Genomic DNA, 16,079 nt, shown 5'->3' on the forward strand with positions numbered 1-16,079 from the left:
CAGCCTGGGGGAGTCGCTCCACGACCCCTCGTGGTCACGGCTCTTCCAGGAGGTCGATCCATGCACGTGACGACACGGCTGCTCTGTCTGGGAGCCTCGGTGCTCCTCGCGGTGACCGGTCAGACCGGCACCGCAGGCGCCCGGGACCTTCCCGGCACCTACGTCGTCTCGCGAGCCCCGGGGATCCTGCCCGAGGGCATCACCGTGGCACGCGACGGCACGATGTACGTGTCGTCCGACGGTACGGGGAAGCTGTTCCGGGGCCATGTGAGCGCCCCCGAGCTCCGTCCGTTCGCCGCGCGGGGTGTCGCCGACCGCACCAGCACCCTCGGTGTGCACACCGACCGACGCAACCGCGTCTACTCGGTCGGCGGTGCGACCCTCACGGTGCACGACGCACGCGGGCGGCTGCTGGCACGGCGTACGGCTGAGGACGGCCCCCTCGGCCCACCGGATCTCAACGACCTGGTGATCACCCGCGATGCCGTGTACGTCACCGACTGGGCCAACCCCGTGATCCACCGGGCGTCGTTGCGGAACGGCCGGCTCGGCCCGTTGCGCCCCTGGCTCGACATCCGTTCCGCCTGGCCGCAGTTCCCGGCCCAGTACTGGCTGCTCAACGGCATCGTGGCCGACCGGGCCGGCGGGACGCTGCTGGTGTCGTCCAACGGCACCGAGGCGCTCTGGCGTGTGGACACCTCCTCGCGGGCCGTGGAACAAGTGCAACTGGGCGGTGAGTCGTTCGGCGCCGACGGCATGGTGCTGCGTGGCCGGACCCTGTACGCGGTACTCAACTACGGCGCCCCGAACGGGGTGTACATCGCAGAGCTGGACGAAGACCTGCGCGCGGGCGTGGTGCGGCACCGGATCACCGGCGAGCCGTTCGACCTGCCCACCACACTCGCCCGGCACGGCTGCCGGCTGTACGTCGTCAACAGCCAGCTCGACGACCCGCCCGGCGAACCTCCGTACACGGTCTCGGCGATCGCCGACCCCACATGCCCGCAGGCCGGGTGAACGGGGCACTCACGCCGCCGCGGAAGGCCGCGAGCTGACGCACCCCCTTGCCGGCCGCAGTTGGGTCAGCCGGGGGGACGGGTGTACTCCCAGTCCAGGTCCCAGAACAGCACGGTGCCCACGTTGTCGCATGAGGCGGCGTGGCAGCCGTCCGCGGACAGCGCCACGCTGAACACCGGCGTGGTGTTGCCTTCCAGCTCGCACACCAGGCCGCCGGTGCGGACGTCCCACAGCCGCACCGTGTGGTCGAGGCCACCGGTCAGCAGCAGCGTGCCGTCCGGGGTCAGCGCGAGGCAGGTGACCGTGTCGGCGCAGGCCGCGATCTCGCGTACTCCGCGTCGGTCCGCGTGGCAGAGCCAGACGACGCCGGGAGTGGTGAACGGGCCGTGTGCGGCGGCGACGACGCGTCCGTCCGGGGTCGCCACGGCGTGCAGGCTGTCGCCGAACAACGGCAGGCGCGCCGTGAGCACCGACCGCGCGTTCCGGATCTCGAGGACTTCGGTGTGTCCGCGACCGGTCACCAGCACCAGAACGTCTCCCGAAACGGTGGCCACCCGGTCGCGCGGGCCGGGGAAGGCGTGCAACGGCCGTTGTGTCGAGCGGTCCCACAGCATGCTGAGCCCGTCGGTGTGGCCGGTGAGGGCCAGCGGGCCGTTCGGCGGGTCCAGACGCGTCGCGGTGCGGCCGGTGAACGGCGGCCACTTTGCGCGCGGTCGCCAGGTCCCAGATCAGGTGGTTGCCGTGCACGTCCGTGGTAAGAGCGTGCCGGGCGCCGGCGCAGACCACCGTCTCCCGTACCTCGGTGCCGTGCCCTTCGTCGGCTTGCGTGACCTGGCCGGTGTGCAGGTCGTGGACGGTGACGACGCCGAAGTAGGAACCCGCGACCACATGGCGCAGATCCGGCGTGAACGCGGCCGGTCCGCGGACCAGGCGCTGGAACGTCCGGGCGCGCCATTGCCCCGCGAAGGCGCTGCGGCGGCCGGGTGCGCCGGCCCGGCGCCACAGCGGCAGCAGCCGCGGATGCTGCCGGTAGCCGGGCAGGTTGCGGACGGCCTGGAGCCGGTCGAAGGCCTCCGCCGTACGCCCGGCGTCGAGGAGCGCCGCCGCCCGTTCCAGTGCGGCGTCCGCGGTACGGGCGTCCTCGATGAGCTGGGAGGTGACGCCGGGGCGTGCGTAGCTCCACGGCGCCGGAGGGCCGGGCCACCAGGGCCGGACGACACCCACCGACTCGCCCTGGGGGATGCTGAGCAGGGCGACCCGCCCGTCCGCGCTCGGTGCCGCCTCGCTTGCCGTCACGTCCTCAACCGTGGACAGGTACCGGTTGTCCTTCAGCAGCCACTGCTGCACGCCGTACTCGGAGGCGGACAGCGCGATTCGGCCGTCATCGCTGACCGCGACCGGGTGGTCGCCCCACGCGGCCGCGCTGCCCAGGTCCCGCGCCGAGTCGGTCGTCAGGTCGATCAGCCAAAGGGCACTATGCCAGGTGCGCGCCAGGGCGTAGCGGCCGCCCGCGCCGAAGGCGAAGCGCCGGTCCAGCTCGTCCTTGCCGCCCAGCAACTCGCCGCTGCGTGCGTCCCAAAGACGCAGCACCCACTCGTACCCGGAGAAGGACGCCACCCGCTCCCCACCGGCGACGACCGTCAGCGCGCCGTAGGAGGCAAGGGCGCCGCTGTTCTCGACCGGCTCACTGAGCACACGCTCGGTGTCACCGAGCAGCCGCACGTATCCGTTCGTCCCGGACACCGCCACCGTCCCGCCGTCCCCACTCACCGCGACCGCTTCCACGGTGTGCGGCGGCAGGTCCCAGCGCCGTCTGCGGTCGCCGTCGGCGGTGTCCCACAGCAGGATCCGGCCGCTCTCGTCGCCGGAGACCACGACCCGGCCGTCCGCGCTCATCGCCACCGACACCACGGGCGCCTCGTGACCGGTCAGCACGCGCACGGGCCTGACCGTGTCGAGGTCCCACACACGCAGGTCACGCATCTCGTGAGAGACCACCGCCAGACGCCCGTCGGCACTGACGGCGAACACCGGCCGCCGCATCAGGGTGCTGCGCTGCAGTACGGCGGGCGGGCGCACCGGGGGAAGCCGGCCGGCCTCGGCGCGGGCCGCCACGACATCGGGGGAGTCCGGCAGTTCGGCGAGCAGCCGTACGGCAGTGTCCCGGTCGCCGCGCTCGATGTGGACCAGCGCCAACAGGTAAGGGCCGATCTCCCGGCCGCCCGGACCGGCGACGACCGCCTCCAGGTCGACGATCAGCTCCCGGTCGGTCATCGCGCCCGTCCGCCACCGTTGCAGACCGCGGTTGTACGTGGCGTGAGGGTGGCGCGGCTCGGCCTGCAGCGCGCGGTCCCACAGTTCATGTAATAGCGCAACGACACCAGCTGCTCCCGCCTCCCAACAGCCCTGCACGACCCGCCATTATCACGACACGGCCCCCGCATGCCGACAACTCCGCGAGGCCGTGTCCACCGGTGCGACAGAGCCGCGGTCCCGGGGTTGGTGGCCGTCCCGTCGGCTCAGACCGGGGTGGCGGCCAGCAGGGCGAAGGCGGCGATGATGACCGCGACGCGGACATAGTGGTAGCGGTCCCAGCGGTTCATCTGCTCCTTCCAGTCGGCGGGCCGGTTCTCGGGGGTCCAGGTCTTCCCCCGGTTGTTGATCGGGACGAGCAGCAGCAGCGACATGACGACGCTGAGGATCAGCAGCCCGCCGGCGGTGACGACCAGACCGGTGCCGTCGCGGTCCCGTCCGGCGATGGCCCAAACCGCGACGAGGAGGAGCGAGGTGATGTACCAGACCGGCATCACGGCGCCGAGCATCCGGAGCGCAAGCAGCGCGAACGGGCGGAACGCGAACGCCTCATCGTGGCGACGGCACGCGAACTCGCCGAGCAGCAGGGCTGGGACGCGGTCACCACCCGTCGGCTCGCCGAGCGCATCGAGTACAGCCAGCCCGTCCTCTACAGCCACTTCCGAGGCAAGCGCGAGATCATCGGCGCCGTCGCCCTCGAAGGGGCCACCGAGATGGCCACGGCGCTGCGGGCCGCGGCCTCGGCCGCAGAGGGCCCCCGCGCCCGGGTCACCGCTGTCGCCCGCAGCTACCTGGACTTCGCCGAACGCAACCCGGCAGTCTACGACGCCCTGTTCCGGCTCGACGGCGGTCTGGCGTTCGCGCACGAGGACACTCCGCAACCGCTGAAGGATGGTTTCGCCGCCCTGCTGGAAAGCCTCGGCGAGGTCGCCGGAGACGGCGTCGACCCGGGACTGTTCACCGAGACGTTCTGGGCGGCGCTGCACGGACTGGCCACCCTGACCCGGGCACGGCGTCTGCCGCCGGAGGACACCGAGCGCAGGGTGAAGCTCCTGGTGGACCGGCTCCCCACGGTCTGACGCACCGAACCTCCGCGGGTGCACAGCGGATTGCAGCCCCCCGGCCACCCGCCCGCCGGGCCGCTGACCCGTTCCGCGTGAGCCGTGTCTCACCGCGCTGACGTTGCTATGCAACAAAGTGCATAGCAGGATCGTGCGCATGGCGCTCGAGCACGCGATCCTTGTTTCCCTGCTGGAGAAGCCGGGCTCCGGCTTTGAACTGGCCCGGCGGTTCGAGCGGTCGATCGGGTACTTCTGGACCGCCACCCACCAGCAGATCTATCGCGTGCTCAAGCGTATGGAGAGCGACGGCTGGGTCGAGGTCCGCGACATCGCGCAGTACGGGCGCCCGGACAAGAAGGAGTACTCCGTCGCAGGGCGCGGACGGGACGCGCTCTCCGCGTGGCTGAACGAACCCACCGAGCCCGAAAGCGTCCGGCACGATCTGGCGGTGAAGATCCGGGGCGCCGCCTTCGACGATCCCACCGCCCTGATCAGCCAGGTGGAGCGGCACCGGCAGGCGCATACGGACCGCCTCGCCCACTACCTCGCCGGCGAAACCCGCGACTTCGGCGAGCCCCCGCCGGACGGCCCGCTCGAAGCCGAGCGGGAACTCCAGCACGCCGTACTGCGCGGCGGCATCGCGTACGAGCGGATGATGATCGCCTGGCTCGACGATGTCCTCGCCACCCTGGCCCGATTCGACACCGGTCGCTGACCGGCCGAGCAGACCACCCCGGGATCCGCACCTGAACGCGGACACTCACCCTCACCCTCACCCCTCCCAGCCGAAAGGCGGCACTCATGGCCGACGCGCTGCTCTTCAACCCGCGCACCTACGACCCCGCGCACTTCGACCCGGAGACCCGCAGGCTGCTGCGCGCGACCGTCGACTGGTTCGAGGAGCGGGGCAGGCGCCGGCTGATCGAGGACTACCGAACGCGCGCCTGGCTCGGCGACTTCCTCGCCTTCGCCGCGAAGGAGGGGCTGTTCGCAACCTTCCTCACCCCCGCCTCCGCAGCCGCCGACGGCGAGGACGACAAGCGGTGGGACACCGCCCGTATCGCCGCCCTCAACGAGATCCTCGGCTTCTACGGCCTCGACTACTGGTACGCCTGGCAGGTCACCATCCTCGGCCTGGGCCCCGTCTGGCAGAGCGACAACCCCGCCGCCCGCGCCCGCGCCGCCGAACTCCTCACCCAGGGCGAGGTGTTCGCCTTCGGCCTCTCCGAAAAGGCCCACGGCGCCGACATCTACTCCACCGACATGCTCCTGGAGCCCGACGGCACGGGCGGCTTCCGCGCCACCGGCTCCAAGTACTACATCGGCAACGGCAATGCGGCGGGCCTCGTCTCCGTCTTCGGCCGCCGCACCGACGTCGAGGGCCCCGACGGCTACGTCTTCTTCGCCGCCGACAGCCGCCACCCCGCGTACCACCTGGTCAAGAACGTCGTCGACTCCTCCAAGTACGTCAGCGAGTTCCGCCTCGAGAACTACCCCGTGGCCCCGGAGGACGTCCTGCACACCGGCCGCGCCGCCTTCGACGCCGCCCTCAACACCGTCAACGTGGGCAAGTTCAACCTGTGCACCGCCTCGATCGGCATCTGCGAGCACGCGATGTACGAGGCCGTCACCCACGCGCAGAACCGCATCCTTTACGGCCGCCCCGTCACCGCTTTCCCGCACGTACGACGCGAGTTGACCGACGCCTACGTGCGGCTCGTCGGCATGAAGCTGTTCAGCGACCGCGCCGTGGACTACTTCCGCACCGCGGGCCCCGACGACCGCCGCTACCTCCTCTTCAACCCGATGACGAAGATGAAGGTGACCACCGAGGGCGAGAAGGTCATCGACCTGATGTGGGACGTCATCGCCGCCAAGGGCTTCGAGAAGGACAACTACTTCGCCCAGGCGGCCGTCGAGATCCGCGGCCTGCCGAAGCTGGAGGGCACCGTCCACGTCAACCTGGCGCTGATCCTCAAGTTCATGCGCAACCACCTGCTCGCCCCGGCCGCCTACGAGCCCGTCCCCACCCGTCTCGACGCGGCCGACGACGACTTCCTCTTCCGCCAGGGCCCGGCCCGCGGGCTCGGCTCCGTCCGCTTCCACGACTGGCGACCGGCCTACGACACGTACGCCCACCTGCCCAACGTCGCACGTTTCCGCGAACAGGCCGACGCGCTCTGCGATTTCGTCCGCACGGCCGCTCCCGACCAGGAGCAGAGCCGCGACCTGGACCTCCTCCTCGCCGTCGGCCAACTCTTCGCGCTCGTCGTCCACGGCCAGCTGGTCCTGGAGCAGGCGGCCCTTTCGGGCCTCGACGAGGACGTGCTCGACGAGCTGTTCGCCGTCCTCGTACGGGACTTCTCCGCCCACGCCGTCGAGCTGCATGGCAAGGACTCCGCCACCGAGGAGCAGCAGCGGTGGGCACTCGACGCGGTCCGGCGCCCGGTCGTCGACGCGGCACGTTCCGAGCGCGTCTGGCAGCGTGTCGAGGGGTTGTCGGGGGCGTACGAGATGATGCCCTGAGGCGAGTGAGAACGCGGCCCCGGGGCCCCGGGCGGCCGACGGCACCGAGGCCGCTCGACCCTCGAGATCTCGCCGGACCGCTCGACGGACCTCTCGCTTCGCCCGCGGACCCCGTCCGTGGTGCGATGGAACCGGGGGCGGAAGGAGCGCGATCATGTCCGCAGCGATGCGTACGAGTGCCGCTGCCCCGGTGTCGGTCCGCCCGCTGGTGGAGCCGGACCTGGATCGGGCCGACGAGATATTCAGGGTCGCCTTCGGCACCTTCCTCCGGGTCCCTGAGCCGGAGAGGTTCTTCGGGAGCGCCGACTATGTACGTACCCGCTGGGCGGCGGATCCGCACGCCGCCTTCGCGGCGACCGTCGAGGGCGACGTCGTCGGATCGAACTTCGCCGCCGACTGGGGCAGCGTCGGGTTCTTCGGCCCGCTGACCGTGCGTCCGGATCTGTGGGACCAGGGCATCGGCAGACGGCTCATGGAACCGGTCATGGCCTGCTTCGACACCTGGCAGAACCGCCACCTCGGCCTGTTCACCTTCTCGCACAGTCCCAAGCACCTCGAGCTCTACCGCCGGTACGGCTTCTGGCCCCGCTTCCTGACAGCCATCATGAAGAAGCAGGTCGCAGGCGGTTCCGCAGCCCCCGGCCGAGCCCTGTTCGGCGAGCTCACCGACGCCGAGCGGCCCGACGCGCTGAGTCGCAGCACCGCTCTGACGGGGGCCGTGTACGAGGACCTGACCTTGGAACGCGAGATCGTGGCCACACAGGAGCAGGGACTCGGCGACACCATCCTCCTCGAGGGCGCCGGCTCCGACCTCGACGGTCTGGCTGTCTGCCACTGCGGACCGGGGTCGGAGGCCGGTGACGACGTGTGCTTCGTCAAATTCGGCGCCGTACGCCCCGGCCCCGACGCAGCGGACCGGTTCGAGCGGCTGCTGAACGCGTGCGAGCAACTGGCCGCCGAGAAGGGGCTGGGGCAACTGGACGCCGGAATGAACCTGGCCCGTCAGGATGCCTACCGGCGCATGGCCGACCATGGTTTCCGTACCTGGCTGCAAGGCGTGACCATGCACAGGCCCAATGAACCGGGCTACAGCCACCCGGACGCCTACGTGATCGATGACTGGCGCTGAGCCGAGCCCTATGCCAATCGGTAACGGCTGTTACCATGTGGGTATGGCGAAGACACAACTGGGCGCGCGCGTGGACGAGGACATCGCGGAACTCGCGAAGAAGCGCGCCGCCGACCTGGGAGTGAGTATCGGCGACTACCTCGCCCGCCTGGTGCAGGACGACGCCAGCGGCCTGCGTGCCCGCGCCGTGGACGCCGCCGCCCGATTCCTCGCGGAGCACCAGACGGTCTTCGACGAGGCCGAGGAAGCTCAGCCGCGGAAGTCGGGCCGGGGAGCGCGCGCCGCCTGATGCCTCTGCACATCGACGTCCCTTGGATCCTGCAGGTCGCCGAAGCCGCCGGAGTGAACGACCCGGCCCCCGACGACTACGGCGTCCCCGTCTCCGCGGTCGCCCGCCACCAGGCCGAACTGTTCGAGCAGCCCGTCTACGACGGCCCCTACGCCAAGGCCGCCGCGCTGGTGCACACCCTGGGGCGCTGCCGCTGGCTGGAACGCTCCAACATGGCCGTCGCCGCGGCGACGGGCGTCATGTACCTCGAGGCCGCGGGGATCACCGTCAAACCCACCCGCGAAGACGCCATCGCCCTCAAGGACCTGCTCCTCGACCCGGCCTGCACCGCCGGGAAGATCGCCGCCCTGCTGCGCACCTGGCCCACGGCGACCTGAGCACAGGCGGCGACCGCGGACGCGGCAACTCGGCCGGACGTCCCGCGCCGTGGCTGCCGGCGCCGGCGTCAGAGGGTTGCTTCGACCAGTCCCTTCATGCCGGGCTCGTCGGTCACGCAGCCCACCAGGCCGAGGGCCCGGGCGAGTGCCAGGTCGCGCTCGTCGTTGACGGTCCAGGCCATGACGTCGATGCCGGCCGCGGCGCACTTGTCCACGATGGCCCGGTTCAGCTGCCGCAAGTCCACGCTGACCAGGCTCGCACCGGCCTTCTGCGCACGGCCGACGAACGTATCGCGGTGTGCGCTGGCGCCTGCGACCAGCACGGTGCGGGCCTCCGGCAGCAGGTCGTGGATCTCGATCAGCGCCGACTCGTGGAAGGACAGCACGGAAACACGGCCCAGCAGCTGGCGTTCGGTGAGCACCTTGGCGAGCGACCGTGCGGCGGCCACGTCCTTGATCTCTGCCTGGATCGGCAGGTTCGGCCCGACGGCGTCCAGCACCTCACCGAACGTGGGGATGCGCTCTCCGCGGCCGGCATCGAGCCGCTTGAGCTGCTTCAGCTCCTGCTCCGCGATCGGTCCCGAGCCGTCCGTCGTACGGTCCAGGGTCTCGTCGTGCATGACGACCAGTTCGCCGTCCTTGCTCAGGTGCAGGTCCAGTTCGATGCCGTCCAGCCCTTCGCGTTCGGCCCGCAGGAAGGAGCGCAGGGTGTTCTCCGGCTCGGCGGCCATGACACCGCGGTGGCCGATGGTGAAGAAAGACACTCGGTTGCCGTCCTTGAGTGGGGTGGTCCGGGGCAGCCGCACGAGGGCCTGCCCCTGTCGCTGGAACGATCAAGCCTATCGGGCCCGTCTGCCCGAGCTCCGACCCGCCGAACCACGCAATCACCGGAGTGAGTGCTCACTATTGACGGAGTGAGTACTCACTCCGTACTCTCGGCCTCATGACAGCACCCAAGGAGAGTCGGACCACCCGCCGCCGCGCCCCCGGCATGTCGCCTGAGCAGCGCCGCGAGATGATCATCCAGACCGCGATTCCGCTGATCGCCGAGTACGGTGCCGCGGTGACGACGGCGAAGATCGCCCGCGCCGCCGGCATCGGCGAAGGAACGATCTTCCGGGTCTTCGCCGACAAGGACGAGCTGCTCCAGGCCTGCGTGGCCAAGGCGCTCTCTCCCGACGACGCCGTCCGCGAGCTCGACGCGATCGACATGTCGCAGCCGCTGGCCGACCGGCTCGCGGAGGCGGCCGAGGCACTGCAGGCGCACATGTCCAGGATGGGCGCGATTATCGGCGCGCTGGGGCACCGCGGCGGCAAGCACCCCGGCACGGTACGCGGCGCGGGCCGCCACGAGTCGACGACCCGCATCCGCGCCGCCCTCGCGGAGCTGCTGGAACCCGACAGGACCGCGCTGCGCCGGCCACCGGAGCAGATCGCGGCCCTCTTCTTCGGGCTGCTCTTCGCCCAGCCGCGCACGGACGACGAACCCGACCTGACCGCACCGGAGCTGGTGGAGGTCTTCCTGCACGGGGCGCTTTCGGGAGGCGCCGAGTGAGTGCGCGCACAAGGCGCCTGCGGGTCACGGCCCTTGCCGTCCTGACCCCCGTCCTGGTGTGGCTGGTCACGGACCCCCTCCTGGGGCACCGCGTGCGCATCGCCGACGGCGAGCAGTCGCTCGAGATCGGCGCCGGGGCCGTAGCGTTCGTCGCACTGCTCGCGTCGCTGGCCGGCTGGGGACTGCTGGCGGCCTTCGAGCGATTCGCGGCGCGCCGCGCCCGCGCGGTCTGGACCGTGACGGCCGGCGCCGTACTGGCCTTCTCCTTCCTGCCGTTCACCGGCGACGGCATGGACGGCGGCACCCGCGTCTCCCTCGCCCTGATGCACCTGGCGGTGGCGGCCGTACTGATCCCCGGGCTGCCCGGAAAGCCCACCGACTCCGCAAGCCGTCCGGACACATGATCGAATCGGATCGCAGCGGTCGGGTCGGGGCGGGGTCCGGCCAGGCAGGGTTGGTCATCGAAAGGAGGGGGCTCGTGATCTCGGCACTGAACCGGCTTGTCGATCTCGTCGAGAAGTACCTCGCCGAGGAGCTCGACGTCCGCGGACTGGCGGCGGAGCTCGGTACGACCGAATACCATCTGCGCCGGATGTTCTCGTCGTTGGCGGGCATGCCGCTCTCGGAGTACGTGCGCCGGCGCCGCATGACGGTCGCCGCCGCCGACGTGGTCCGGGGTGAGGACGATCTGCTGAGCATCGCCGTCCGGCACGGATACAGCTCGACCGAGGCATTCGGGCGTGCGTTCCGCGCGGTCCACGGCGCCGGGCCGAGTGACGTACGCCGAGACGGAGGCCCCCTGCGCACACAACCGCGGCTCAGGTTCCACCTGACCGTCGAAGGGAGCATCCCCATGGACACCCGCCTCACCGACCGCCCCGCGTTCCGGCTCGTCGGCCACGCAACCCGGGTTCCGCTCATTCATCATGGCGTCAACCCGCACATCCAGCAGCACATCGCCGCACTGCCACAAGAGGAACATGTCCGACTGAAGGCCCTCGGCGACACCGAACCGGGGGGCCTGCTACAGGTGTGCGACGACGTCGACGCCGACGGCACGGAAGGCAGCGAACTGACCTATCTGCACGGGGTCGCCGTCTCCCGGCCCGCGCCGGCCCCCGACGGCCTCGACGCCATCGAGGTACCGGCCGGCAAGTGGGCGGTCTTCCGCACCGCCGGTCCGCATCCGCAGGCCCTGCAGACCACCTGGGCCGCCACCGCGACCGAGTGGTTCCCCTCCAACCCGTGGCGACTGCGCCCCGGCCCCTCGATCGTCGCGGTCCTCGAGCGCGCGGACGACTTCAGCACCGCGACATGCGAGCTCTGGCTGCCCGTGGAAGAGGCGTGACGCAGAGCGCGGGGCGCCCATCGCCCCGTCCCTCTCACCGCCCGGACTCTGGCGACGCGGGGAGGCACACGGCGACCGCTGCCCTTGCTGCCGGCCGGGCGTGACCATGCGCGGGCCGGTTACCCGGGCGGCATGAATGACATGCGGCCCCTCGCCCTGATCACCGGTGCTTCCACCGGAATCGGATACCAACTGGCCCGGCAGTTCGCCGAGCACGGCTACGACCTCGTGATCAACGCCGAGGACGAACGGCTGGATGCCGCTGCCCGCAGCTTGCGGGAGACGGGCGCCCGGGTACGGCCGGTCCGTGCCGATCTCCGGACCCGTGAGGGCGTGGAAGAGCTGCTCGCAGCGGTCGACGGACTCGACGTCGACGTCGCCGCCCTCAACGCGGGGGTCGGCCGGGGCGGGGCCTTCGTGGACACCGACCCGGCCGACGACCAGGCGGTCATCGACCTGAACATCACCGCGACCGTCCGGCTGGCCAAGCCGCTGCTGCGCGCCATGGTGGCGCGCGGCGCGGGCAGGATCGCCTTCACCTCGTCCATCGCCGCGATGATGCCCGGCCCCTTCCATGCCGTTTACAACGCCTCGAAGTCATTCGTGCAGTCGTTCGCCGAGGCGCTGCGGGAAGAGGTCCGGGACACCGGGGTGACGATCACGTCGGTCATGCCTGGCATGACGGAAACGGACTTCTTCCGCAGGGCGGGAATGGCGGAGAACACCCGGCTGGGCACCTCGAAGAAGGACGATCCCGCACAGGTCGCCGAGCAGGCGTTCACCGCGATCATGAAGGGCGAGAAGAAGGCCGTCACCGGGTCGCTGAAGGCCAAGGCACTCGGCGCGGCGGGGAGGGTGCTGCCGGACGGCGTCAAGGCGGCGGCCCACCGGAAACTGGCGGAACCGGGAACCGGCAAGAACGCCGGTCCCCGGAACCGGCGCGTCAACCGGTGAGGGGAGCACCGGTAGGGATCCGCGCGAGCGCGTTGTCGGGTACGGTCCGCACCGCGGCCCATCCGCCGTAGCGGGCCAGGACCATGGGGCTCACCACCCAGCGTCGTGTCCGGTTCTCCATCCGCCACACGGCCGGTGCGTGTTCCTCCTTCAGCAGGGTTCCGTCCACCGGCGGTGTCGGTGGTGCCCGCGGCGGCCGGCGTCCCGTCGGGCACCACCCGCACGGACGCCCACCCGCCGTAGAGCCGGAAGAGCGTGGCCGGATCGGGAACCCAGAATTTCGCCCCGCCGTAGATGACATAGACCTCGGGTTTCGGCTCCTCCCGGACGACGCTGCCGTCCGGGAACTCATGGCCCCCGCCGAGTTTGTCGACCTGCACGCAGCACACATAGTGCCCCCGCAGCGACGGGTCGTCCTCGCACCGGATGGCGATGATGCCGTTGCCGAGACCACTGATGTCGTGCGACACCAGGTACTCCGCGGTGGCGTACGTCAGCGCCAGAACGGTGGGGTTGAACAATGCCCCGTCGGGCTGGTTCGGGTCGCGTTGCAGTCCGATCGGCCGCTGCATCGAACGACCGAAGGGTGACCACAGCCCGGCGAGTGTGGCGAAGGTCTGGATCCCGAGCGACACCGCGTCGAAGACGGGCCTCGCCACCGGCCAGATGCCGCCGAAGATGTCCTTGGCGCGCGCCCCGAACTGGGTGTCCACGTTCTTCTGCCAGGTGATCCAGCCGTCGATCGCACCCTGCCCCGGATCCCACTCCCAAAGGGTCGGGGTCAGGAAGACCAAGGTGTCGTCGCCGTCGCGCAGTTCCCCCTGCCAGATCTTGTACGGCGGGTAACGTCGCGGGTCGGTCTCTTCCTTGACGCGGAGGTCACCGTGGCGGATATGCGGTGTGCGGGTGGGGAACGAGTTACCGCTGACGATGCCGCCGGTCCTGGACGCGAGCCAGTCCGATGCGCTCCCGACCTGGAGCCGGCAGGCCCATCCTCGGACGTCGCCCATGGTCATGCTGGAGTCGTCAGAGGTGGCCACGATGGAGCCGTCCTTGCTCACCACCTTCGTGAGCGTCCGGAAGTAGACCTCGTCGTGTTGACCGTCTCAGTTCAGCGCGTCGTCCCAGGTCTCACTCACACAGGCGAAGCCGTTGATCGCCACACGGTAGGTTCCTGCAGCCACGATTCCCCCCTTGTCGTCCTTTGGGACCGGTCAGCGCGATATATCCGCTGATCGATGTTTCATGGCTTGTGCGACCGTCATGCTCCTCCCGTCGACGTCGCGCGCATAGGTGTCCGGTGTGCGTAAAAGGCGCGTATACGTGCGCGGTTCCGTCTGGACGTTCAGGTGATTGCGGCGCGCGAATTGGAAAAGCGTTGTGCTCGGAAGTCCTGCGCCCGCCCCCTCGGGCCGGTGCACCACCATGACCTGGTGCTCTGAGTGAACAGCCTCAGTGGTCCGGAGCGTCGCCTGTCACCGCAGTTGACCGAACGCGTGGTCGGCGTTGGCTACGGCCTCGGGGTGGACGTCGCGGGCGGTCCGGCCGTCGGCGATCTTCTGCCAGTTGGCCCTGGCGAGTACCCGCTGGACCGCCAGCACCTGGGCGGCCCGCAGGCGGGCCCGGATGCCTTCGCCGAAGGCGTCCGCGAGTGCCTCCTCGTCCTCGATCTGGTACCGCGCGAGCCGTCCCTCCAGGCTCGGGGTGCTGAACACCAGGCGATGGAACGCCACCACCTCGGGGTGGTCATTGAGGCCGGTGACGGGGTCGTACCGATCGAGGCCGGCCAGGAAGTGCCGGTGCAGCGCGGTCACTGGATCGACGTCCGGGGTGCGGTCCCGTACGACGCGTGCCGCCTCGCCGAGATGGTCCGTGAAGCGGTGCAGCACCAGGTCTTCCTTGGTGGGGAAGTACCGGAAGAGGGTGGGCTTGGAGACGTCGGCCGCCGCGGCGATGTCGTTGACCGAGACCCGGTCGAAGCCGCGCTCCAGGAACAGCGAGACGGCCGCGTCGGCGATGGCGTCGCGCGTCCGCTGCTTCTTGCGGGCCCGCAGTCCCGTCGGCTCGTTCACCGCACCACAGTAACATTCATGACCGAGTTGCTTTTTTGACCCGGTAACGTTTTCATGAGCGGCATGGATCCGACAGACATCCCTCCCGTGCTCGTCACCGGAGCGACGGGCCGGATCGGCCGCCACGTCGTCGACCGGCTCCTCGACGCAGGCGTGCCGGTCCGCGCCCTCACCCACCGCTCCGCGGCGGCGACGACACTGCCGCCCAACGTCGACGTCTTCACCGGCGACCTCACCGTGCCCGAGTCACTCGAACCGGCATTGAAGGGCGCCGGCGCGGTCTTCCTCGTCTGGACCGCCCCACCTCGGACCGCCGCCGCAGTCGTCGAGCGGCTGGCGGCCCATGTGCGGCGAGTGGTCTTCCTCTCCTCCCCGCACCGGACACCACACCCTTTCTTCCAGCAGCCCAACCCCATGGCAGAGCTGCACGCCGACATCGAGCGGCTCATCGCCGCCACCGCGATGGAGCGGACGATCATCCGGCCGGGAATGCTCGCGTCGAACGCATTGGCCTGGTGGGCGCCCGCGATCAGGGCGGGCGAGGTCGTCCGGTGGCCCTACGGTGCTGCGGAGACGGCACCGGTCGACGACCGCGACGTCGCAGCCGTCGCGGCGCTGACGCTGTACGGAGAAGGACATGCCGGAGGCGACTACGTCCTGACGGGCCCCCAGTCGCTGACCCAGGCCGCACAGGTCGAAGTCATCGGTGACGCCCTGGGGCGCAGGATCGCATTCGAGGAGATGACGCCGGACGAGTTCCGCAGCCTGTCGAGGGGCGCAGCGCCGAGCTCCGTCGTCGACATGCTGCTGGCCGCGTGGAACGCCGCGGTCGGACAACCGGCGTACGTCACCACGACGGTGGCCGACCTCCTCGGAACGGCTCCTCGCACACTCCGCCAGTGGGCCGCTGACCATGCCGCCGAGTTCACGAAGGCTGTGTGACGTCGTCAGCCGCCGTTCGGATCATTCCAGGTGGCCCTTCAGGTGATTCCCCGGCGCCTGACGAGCCGGGCAGCCGACGCCGGGGTACGACGTCTCGGCAGAGGGTGACCCGGAAACACCGTGAGGAGCATGAGGATGTACGCAGCAGTCCGGCGGTACGACGGCGTGACGGATGCCGCCGAGGCCGCGCGTCTCGTGAGCGAGGGCTTCGTGCCGCTCATGCGCCAGGTCTCCGGCTTCGTGGCCTACTACTGGATCGATGCCGGAGACGGCGTGATGGTCTCGACCAGCGTGTTCCAGGACCAGGCAGGCGCCGAAGAATCGATCTCCAGGGCCGCGGACTTCGTGCGGGACAACCTCGCGTCACTGCTTCCCAACCCTCCCCAAGTGATGGCCGGCGAGGTGGTGGCCTCTGCGTGACGGCGCTCTGCCACTGCGCCCGGCGCTGATCCGGGGTCGGCGATCCTTCTCTCCTGACCGCACCGGATACACCGCG

The 16,079-nt window shown here is 70.4% G+C and carries 18 protein-coding genes and 2 pseudogenes; 14 read left to right on the forward strand and 6 right to left on the reverse strand.

Annotation, left to right across the window (positions count from 1 at the left end; translation table 11 throughout):
* Window positions 1-60: 60 nt before the first annotated feature.
* Entirely contained in the window at window positions 61-1,017 is a 957-nt protein-coding gene (locus AB0L56_RS28275; RefSeq protein ID WP_365428066.1) for a hypothetical protein, read from the forward strand.
* Window positions 1,018-1,082: 65 nt separating this feature from the next.
* Here the strand turns inward: AB0L56_RS28275 and AB0L56_RS28280 are convergent, their stop codons facing one another.
* The 3 genes and pseudogenes from AB0L56_RS28280 to AB0L56_RS28290 all read right to left on the reverse strand — a co-directional run.
* Window positions 1,083-1,631, reverse strand: coding sequence for a hypothetical protein (locus AB0L56_RS28280; RefSeq protein ID WP_365428183.1), 549 nt, complete (start codon window positions 1,629-1,631; stop codon window positions 1,083-1,085).
* A gap of 1,231 nt (window positions 1,632-2,862) precedes the next feature.
* Window positions 2,863-3,291: pseudogene (locus AB0L56_RS28285) on the reverse strand (hypothetical protein); the annotation flags it as partial.
* 245 nt (window positions 3,292-3,536) lie between these two features.
* Window positions 3,537-3,842, reverse strand: a pseudogene (locus AB0L56_RS28290) (DUF1772 domain-containing protein); the annotation flags it as partial.
* Window positions 3,843-3,881: 39 nt separating this feature from the next.
* Between AB0L56_RS28290 and AB0L56_RS28295 the strand changes: the two are divergent.
* The 6 genes from AB0L56_RS28295 to AB0L56_RS28320 all read left to right on the forward strand — a co-directional run bounded on the left by AB0L56_RS28295 (window position 3,882) and on the right by AB0L56_RS28320 (window position 8,712).
* Window positions 3,882-4,409 (forward strand): TetR/AcrR family transcriptional regulator, encoded by a 528-nt coding sequence (locus tag AB0L56_RS28295; RefSeq protein WP_365428186.1) that lies wholly within the window; start codon window positions 3,882-3,884, stop codon window positions 4,407-4,409.
* A 139-nt stretch (window positions 4,410-4,548) separates the two neighbouring features.
* Window positions 4,549-5,106, forward strand: coding sequence for a PadR family transcriptional regulator (locus tag AB0L56_RS28300; protein ID WP_365428069.1), 558 nt, complete (start codon window positions 4,549-4,551; stop codon window positions 5,104-5,106).
* Between the two features lie 86 nt (window positions 5,107-5,192).
* Window positions 5,193-6,917: an acyl-CoA dehydrogenase family protein gene (locus AB0L56_RS28305; protein WP_365428072.1), complete on the forward strand. Its 1,725-nt coding sequence runs from the start codon at window positions 5,193-5,195 to the stop codon at window positions 6,915-6,917.
* Between the two features lie 154 nt (window positions 6,918-7,071).
* The gene (locus tag AB0L56_RS28310; RefSeq protein WP_365428075.1) at window positions 7,072-8,046 is read left to right on the forward strand and encodes a GNAT family N-acetyltransferase; all 975 of its coding nucleotides are present in this window, start codon (window positions 7,072-7,074) and stop codon (window positions 8,044-8,046) included.
* A 43-nt stretch (window positions 8,047-8,089) separates the two neighbouring features.
* Window positions 8,090-8,335, forward strand: a complete 246-nt coding sequence (locus AB0L56_RS28315; RefSeq protein WP_365428078.1) for a hypothetical protein — start codon at window positions 8,090-8,092, stop codon at window positions 8,333-8,335.
* Window positions 8,335-8,712 (forward strand): fic family toxin-antitoxin system, toxin component, encoded by a 378-nt coding sequence (locus AB0L56_RS28320; RefSeq protein ID WP_365428081.1) that lies wholly within the window; start codon window positions 8,335-8,337, stop codon window positions 8,710-8,712. Before AB0L56_RS28315 ends, AB0L56_RS28320 begins: the two co-directional genes overlap by 1 nt.
* 68 nt (window positions 8,713-8,780) lie before the next feature.
* On the opposite strand, the gene AB0L56_RS28325 is transcribed toward AB0L56_RS28320, so the two are convergent.
* On the reverse strand, window positions 8,781-9,476 hold the full coding sequence (locus tag AB0L56_RS28325; protein WP_365428084.1) for a glycerophosphodiester phosphodiesterase family protein: 696 nt from the start codon (window positions 9,474-9,476) through the stop codon (window positions 8,781-8,783).
* A 179-nt stretch (window positions 9,477-9,655) separates the two neighbouring features.
* Here AB0L56_RS28325 and AB0L56_RS28330 point away from each other — a divergent pair, with 179 nt between their 5' ends.
* From AB0L56_RS28330 to AB0L56_RS28345, 4 genes are all read left to right on the forward strand, one after another.
* A complete protein-coding gene (locus tag AB0L56_RS28330) occupies window positions 9,656-10,267 on the forward strand; it encodes a TetR/AcrR family transcriptional regulator (RefSeq protein ID WP_365428087.1) in 612 nt (203 codons plus the stop codon).
* Window positions 10,264-10,671 carry a DUF6069 family protein gene (locus tag AB0L56_RS28335; RefSeq protein WP_365428090.1) on the forward strand — a complete coding sequence of 136 codons (408 nt, stop codon included), beginning with the start codon at window positions 10,264-10,266 and terminating at the stop codon, window positions 10,669-10,671. Before AB0L56_RS28330 ends, AB0L56_RS28335 begins: the two co-directional genes overlap by 4 nt.
* Before the next feature lie 74 nt (window positions 10,672-10,745).
* Window positions 10,746-11,615 carry an AraC family transcriptional regulator gene (locus AB0L56_RS28340; protein ID WP_365428093.1) on the forward strand — a complete coding sequence of 290 codons (870 nt, stop codon included), beginning with the start codon at window positions 10,746-10,748 and terminating at the stop codon, window positions 11,613-11,615.
* A 132-nt stretch (window positions 11,616-11,747) separates the two neighbouring features.
* Window positions 11,748-12,569, forward strand: a complete 822-nt coding sequence (locus AB0L56_RS28345; protein WP_365428096.1) for an SDR family NAD(P)-dependent oxidoreductase — start codon at window positions 11,748-11,750, stop codon at window positions 12,567-12,569.
* On the opposite strand, the gene AB0L56_RS28350 is transcribed toward AB0L56_RS28345, so the two are convergent.
* Window positions 12,559-12,738, reverse strand: coding sequence for a hypothetical protein (locus AB0L56_RS28350; protein WP_365428098.1), 180 nt, complete (start codon window positions 12,736-12,738; stop codon window positions 12,559-12,561). The two genes, AB0L56_RS28345 and AB0L56_RS28350, sit on opposite strands and share 11 nt — an antisense overlap.
* A gap of 737 nt (window positions 12,739-13,475) precedes the next feature.
* On the opposite strand from AB0L56_RS28350, the gene AB0L56_RS28355 reads away from it, so the two are divergent.
* The gene (locus tag AB0L56_RS28355) at window positions 13,476-13,655 is read left to right on the forward strand and encodes a hypothetical protein (protein WP_365428101.1); all 180 of its coding nucleotides are present in this window, start codon (window positions 13,476-13,478) and stop codon (window positions 13,653-13,655) included.
* A 389-nt stretch (window positions 13,656-14,044) separates the two neighbouring features.
* Here AB0L56_RS28355 and AB0L56_RS28360 read toward each other — a convergent pair whose 3' ends face one another.
* The gene (locus AB0L56_RS28360) at window positions 14,045-14,641 is read right to left on the reverse strand and encodes a TetR family transcriptional regulator (protein ID WP_365428104.1); all 597 of its coding nucleotides are present in this window, start codon (window positions 14,639-14,641) and stop codon (window positions 14,045-14,047) included.
* 63 nt (window positions 14,642-14,704) lie between these two features.
* On the opposite strand from AB0L56_RS28360, the gene AB0L56_RS28365 reads away from it, so the two are divergent.
* Window positions 14,705-15,583, forward strand: coding sequence for an NAD(P)H-binding protein (locus tag AB0L56_RS28365; protein ID WP_365428107.1), 879 nt, complete (start codon window positions 14,705-14,707; stop codon window positions 15,581-15,583).
* A gap of 135 nt (window positions 15,584-15,718) precedes the next feature.
* Window positions 15,719-16,003, forward strand: a complete 285-nt coding sequence (locus AB0L56_RS28370; protein WP_365428110.1) for a hypothetical protein — start codon at window positions 15,719-15,721, stop codon at window positions 16,001-16,003.
* Window positions 16,004-16,079 lie beyond the last annotated feature (76 nt).

The organism is Streptomyces sp. NPDC052079, assembly GCF_040680275.1.
Taxonomy (GTDB): Bacteria; Actinomycetota; Actinomycetes; order Streptomycetales; family Streptomycetaceae; genus Streptomyces.

Coding starts and splice junctions, on each gene's coding strand:
- AB0L56_RS28275 (WP_365428066.1), top strand. CDS start 61: ATGCACGTGACGACACGGCTGCTCTGTCTGGGAGCCTCGGTGCTCCTC.
- AB0L56_RS28280 (WP_365428183.1), bottom strand. CDS start 1,631: ATGCTGTGGGACCGCTCGACACAACGGCCGTTGCACGCCTTCCCCGGC.
- AB0L56_RS28300 (WP_365428069.1), top strand. CDS start 4,549: ATGGCGCTCGAGCACGCGATCCTTGTTTCCCTGCTGGAGAAGCCGGGC.
- AB0L56_RS28305 (WP_365428072.1), top strand. CDS start 5,193: ATGGCCGACGCGCTGCTCTTCAACCCGCGCACCTACGACCCCGCGCAC.
- AB0L56_RS28310 (WP_365428075.1), top strand. CDS start 7,072: ATGTCCGCAGCGATGCGTACGAGTGCCGCTGCCCCGGTGTCGGTCCGC.
- AB0L56_RS28315 (WP_365428078.1), top strand. CDS start 8,090: ATGGCGAAGACACAACTGGGCGCGCGCGTGGACGAGGACATCGCGGAA.
- AB0L56_RS28320 (WP_365428081.1), top strand. CDS start 8,335: ATGCCTCTGCACATCGACGTCCCTTGGATCCTGCAGGTCGCCGAAGCC.
- AB0L56_RS28330 (WP_365428087.1), top strand. CDS start 9,656: ATGACAGCACCCAAGGAGAGTCGGACCACCCGCCGCCGCGCCCCCGGC.
- AB0L56_RS28345 (WP_365428096.1), top strand. CDS start 11,748: ATGAATGACATGCGGCCCCTCGCCCTGATCACCGGTGCTTCCACCGGA.
- AB0L56_RS28365 (WP_365428107.1), top strand. CDS start 14,705: ATGGATCCGACAGACATCCCTCCCGTGCTCGTCACCGGAGCGACGGGC.
- AB0L56_RS28370 (WP_365428110.1), top strand. CDS start 15,719: ATGTACGCAGCAGTCCGGCGGTACGACGGCGTGACGGATGCCGCCGAG.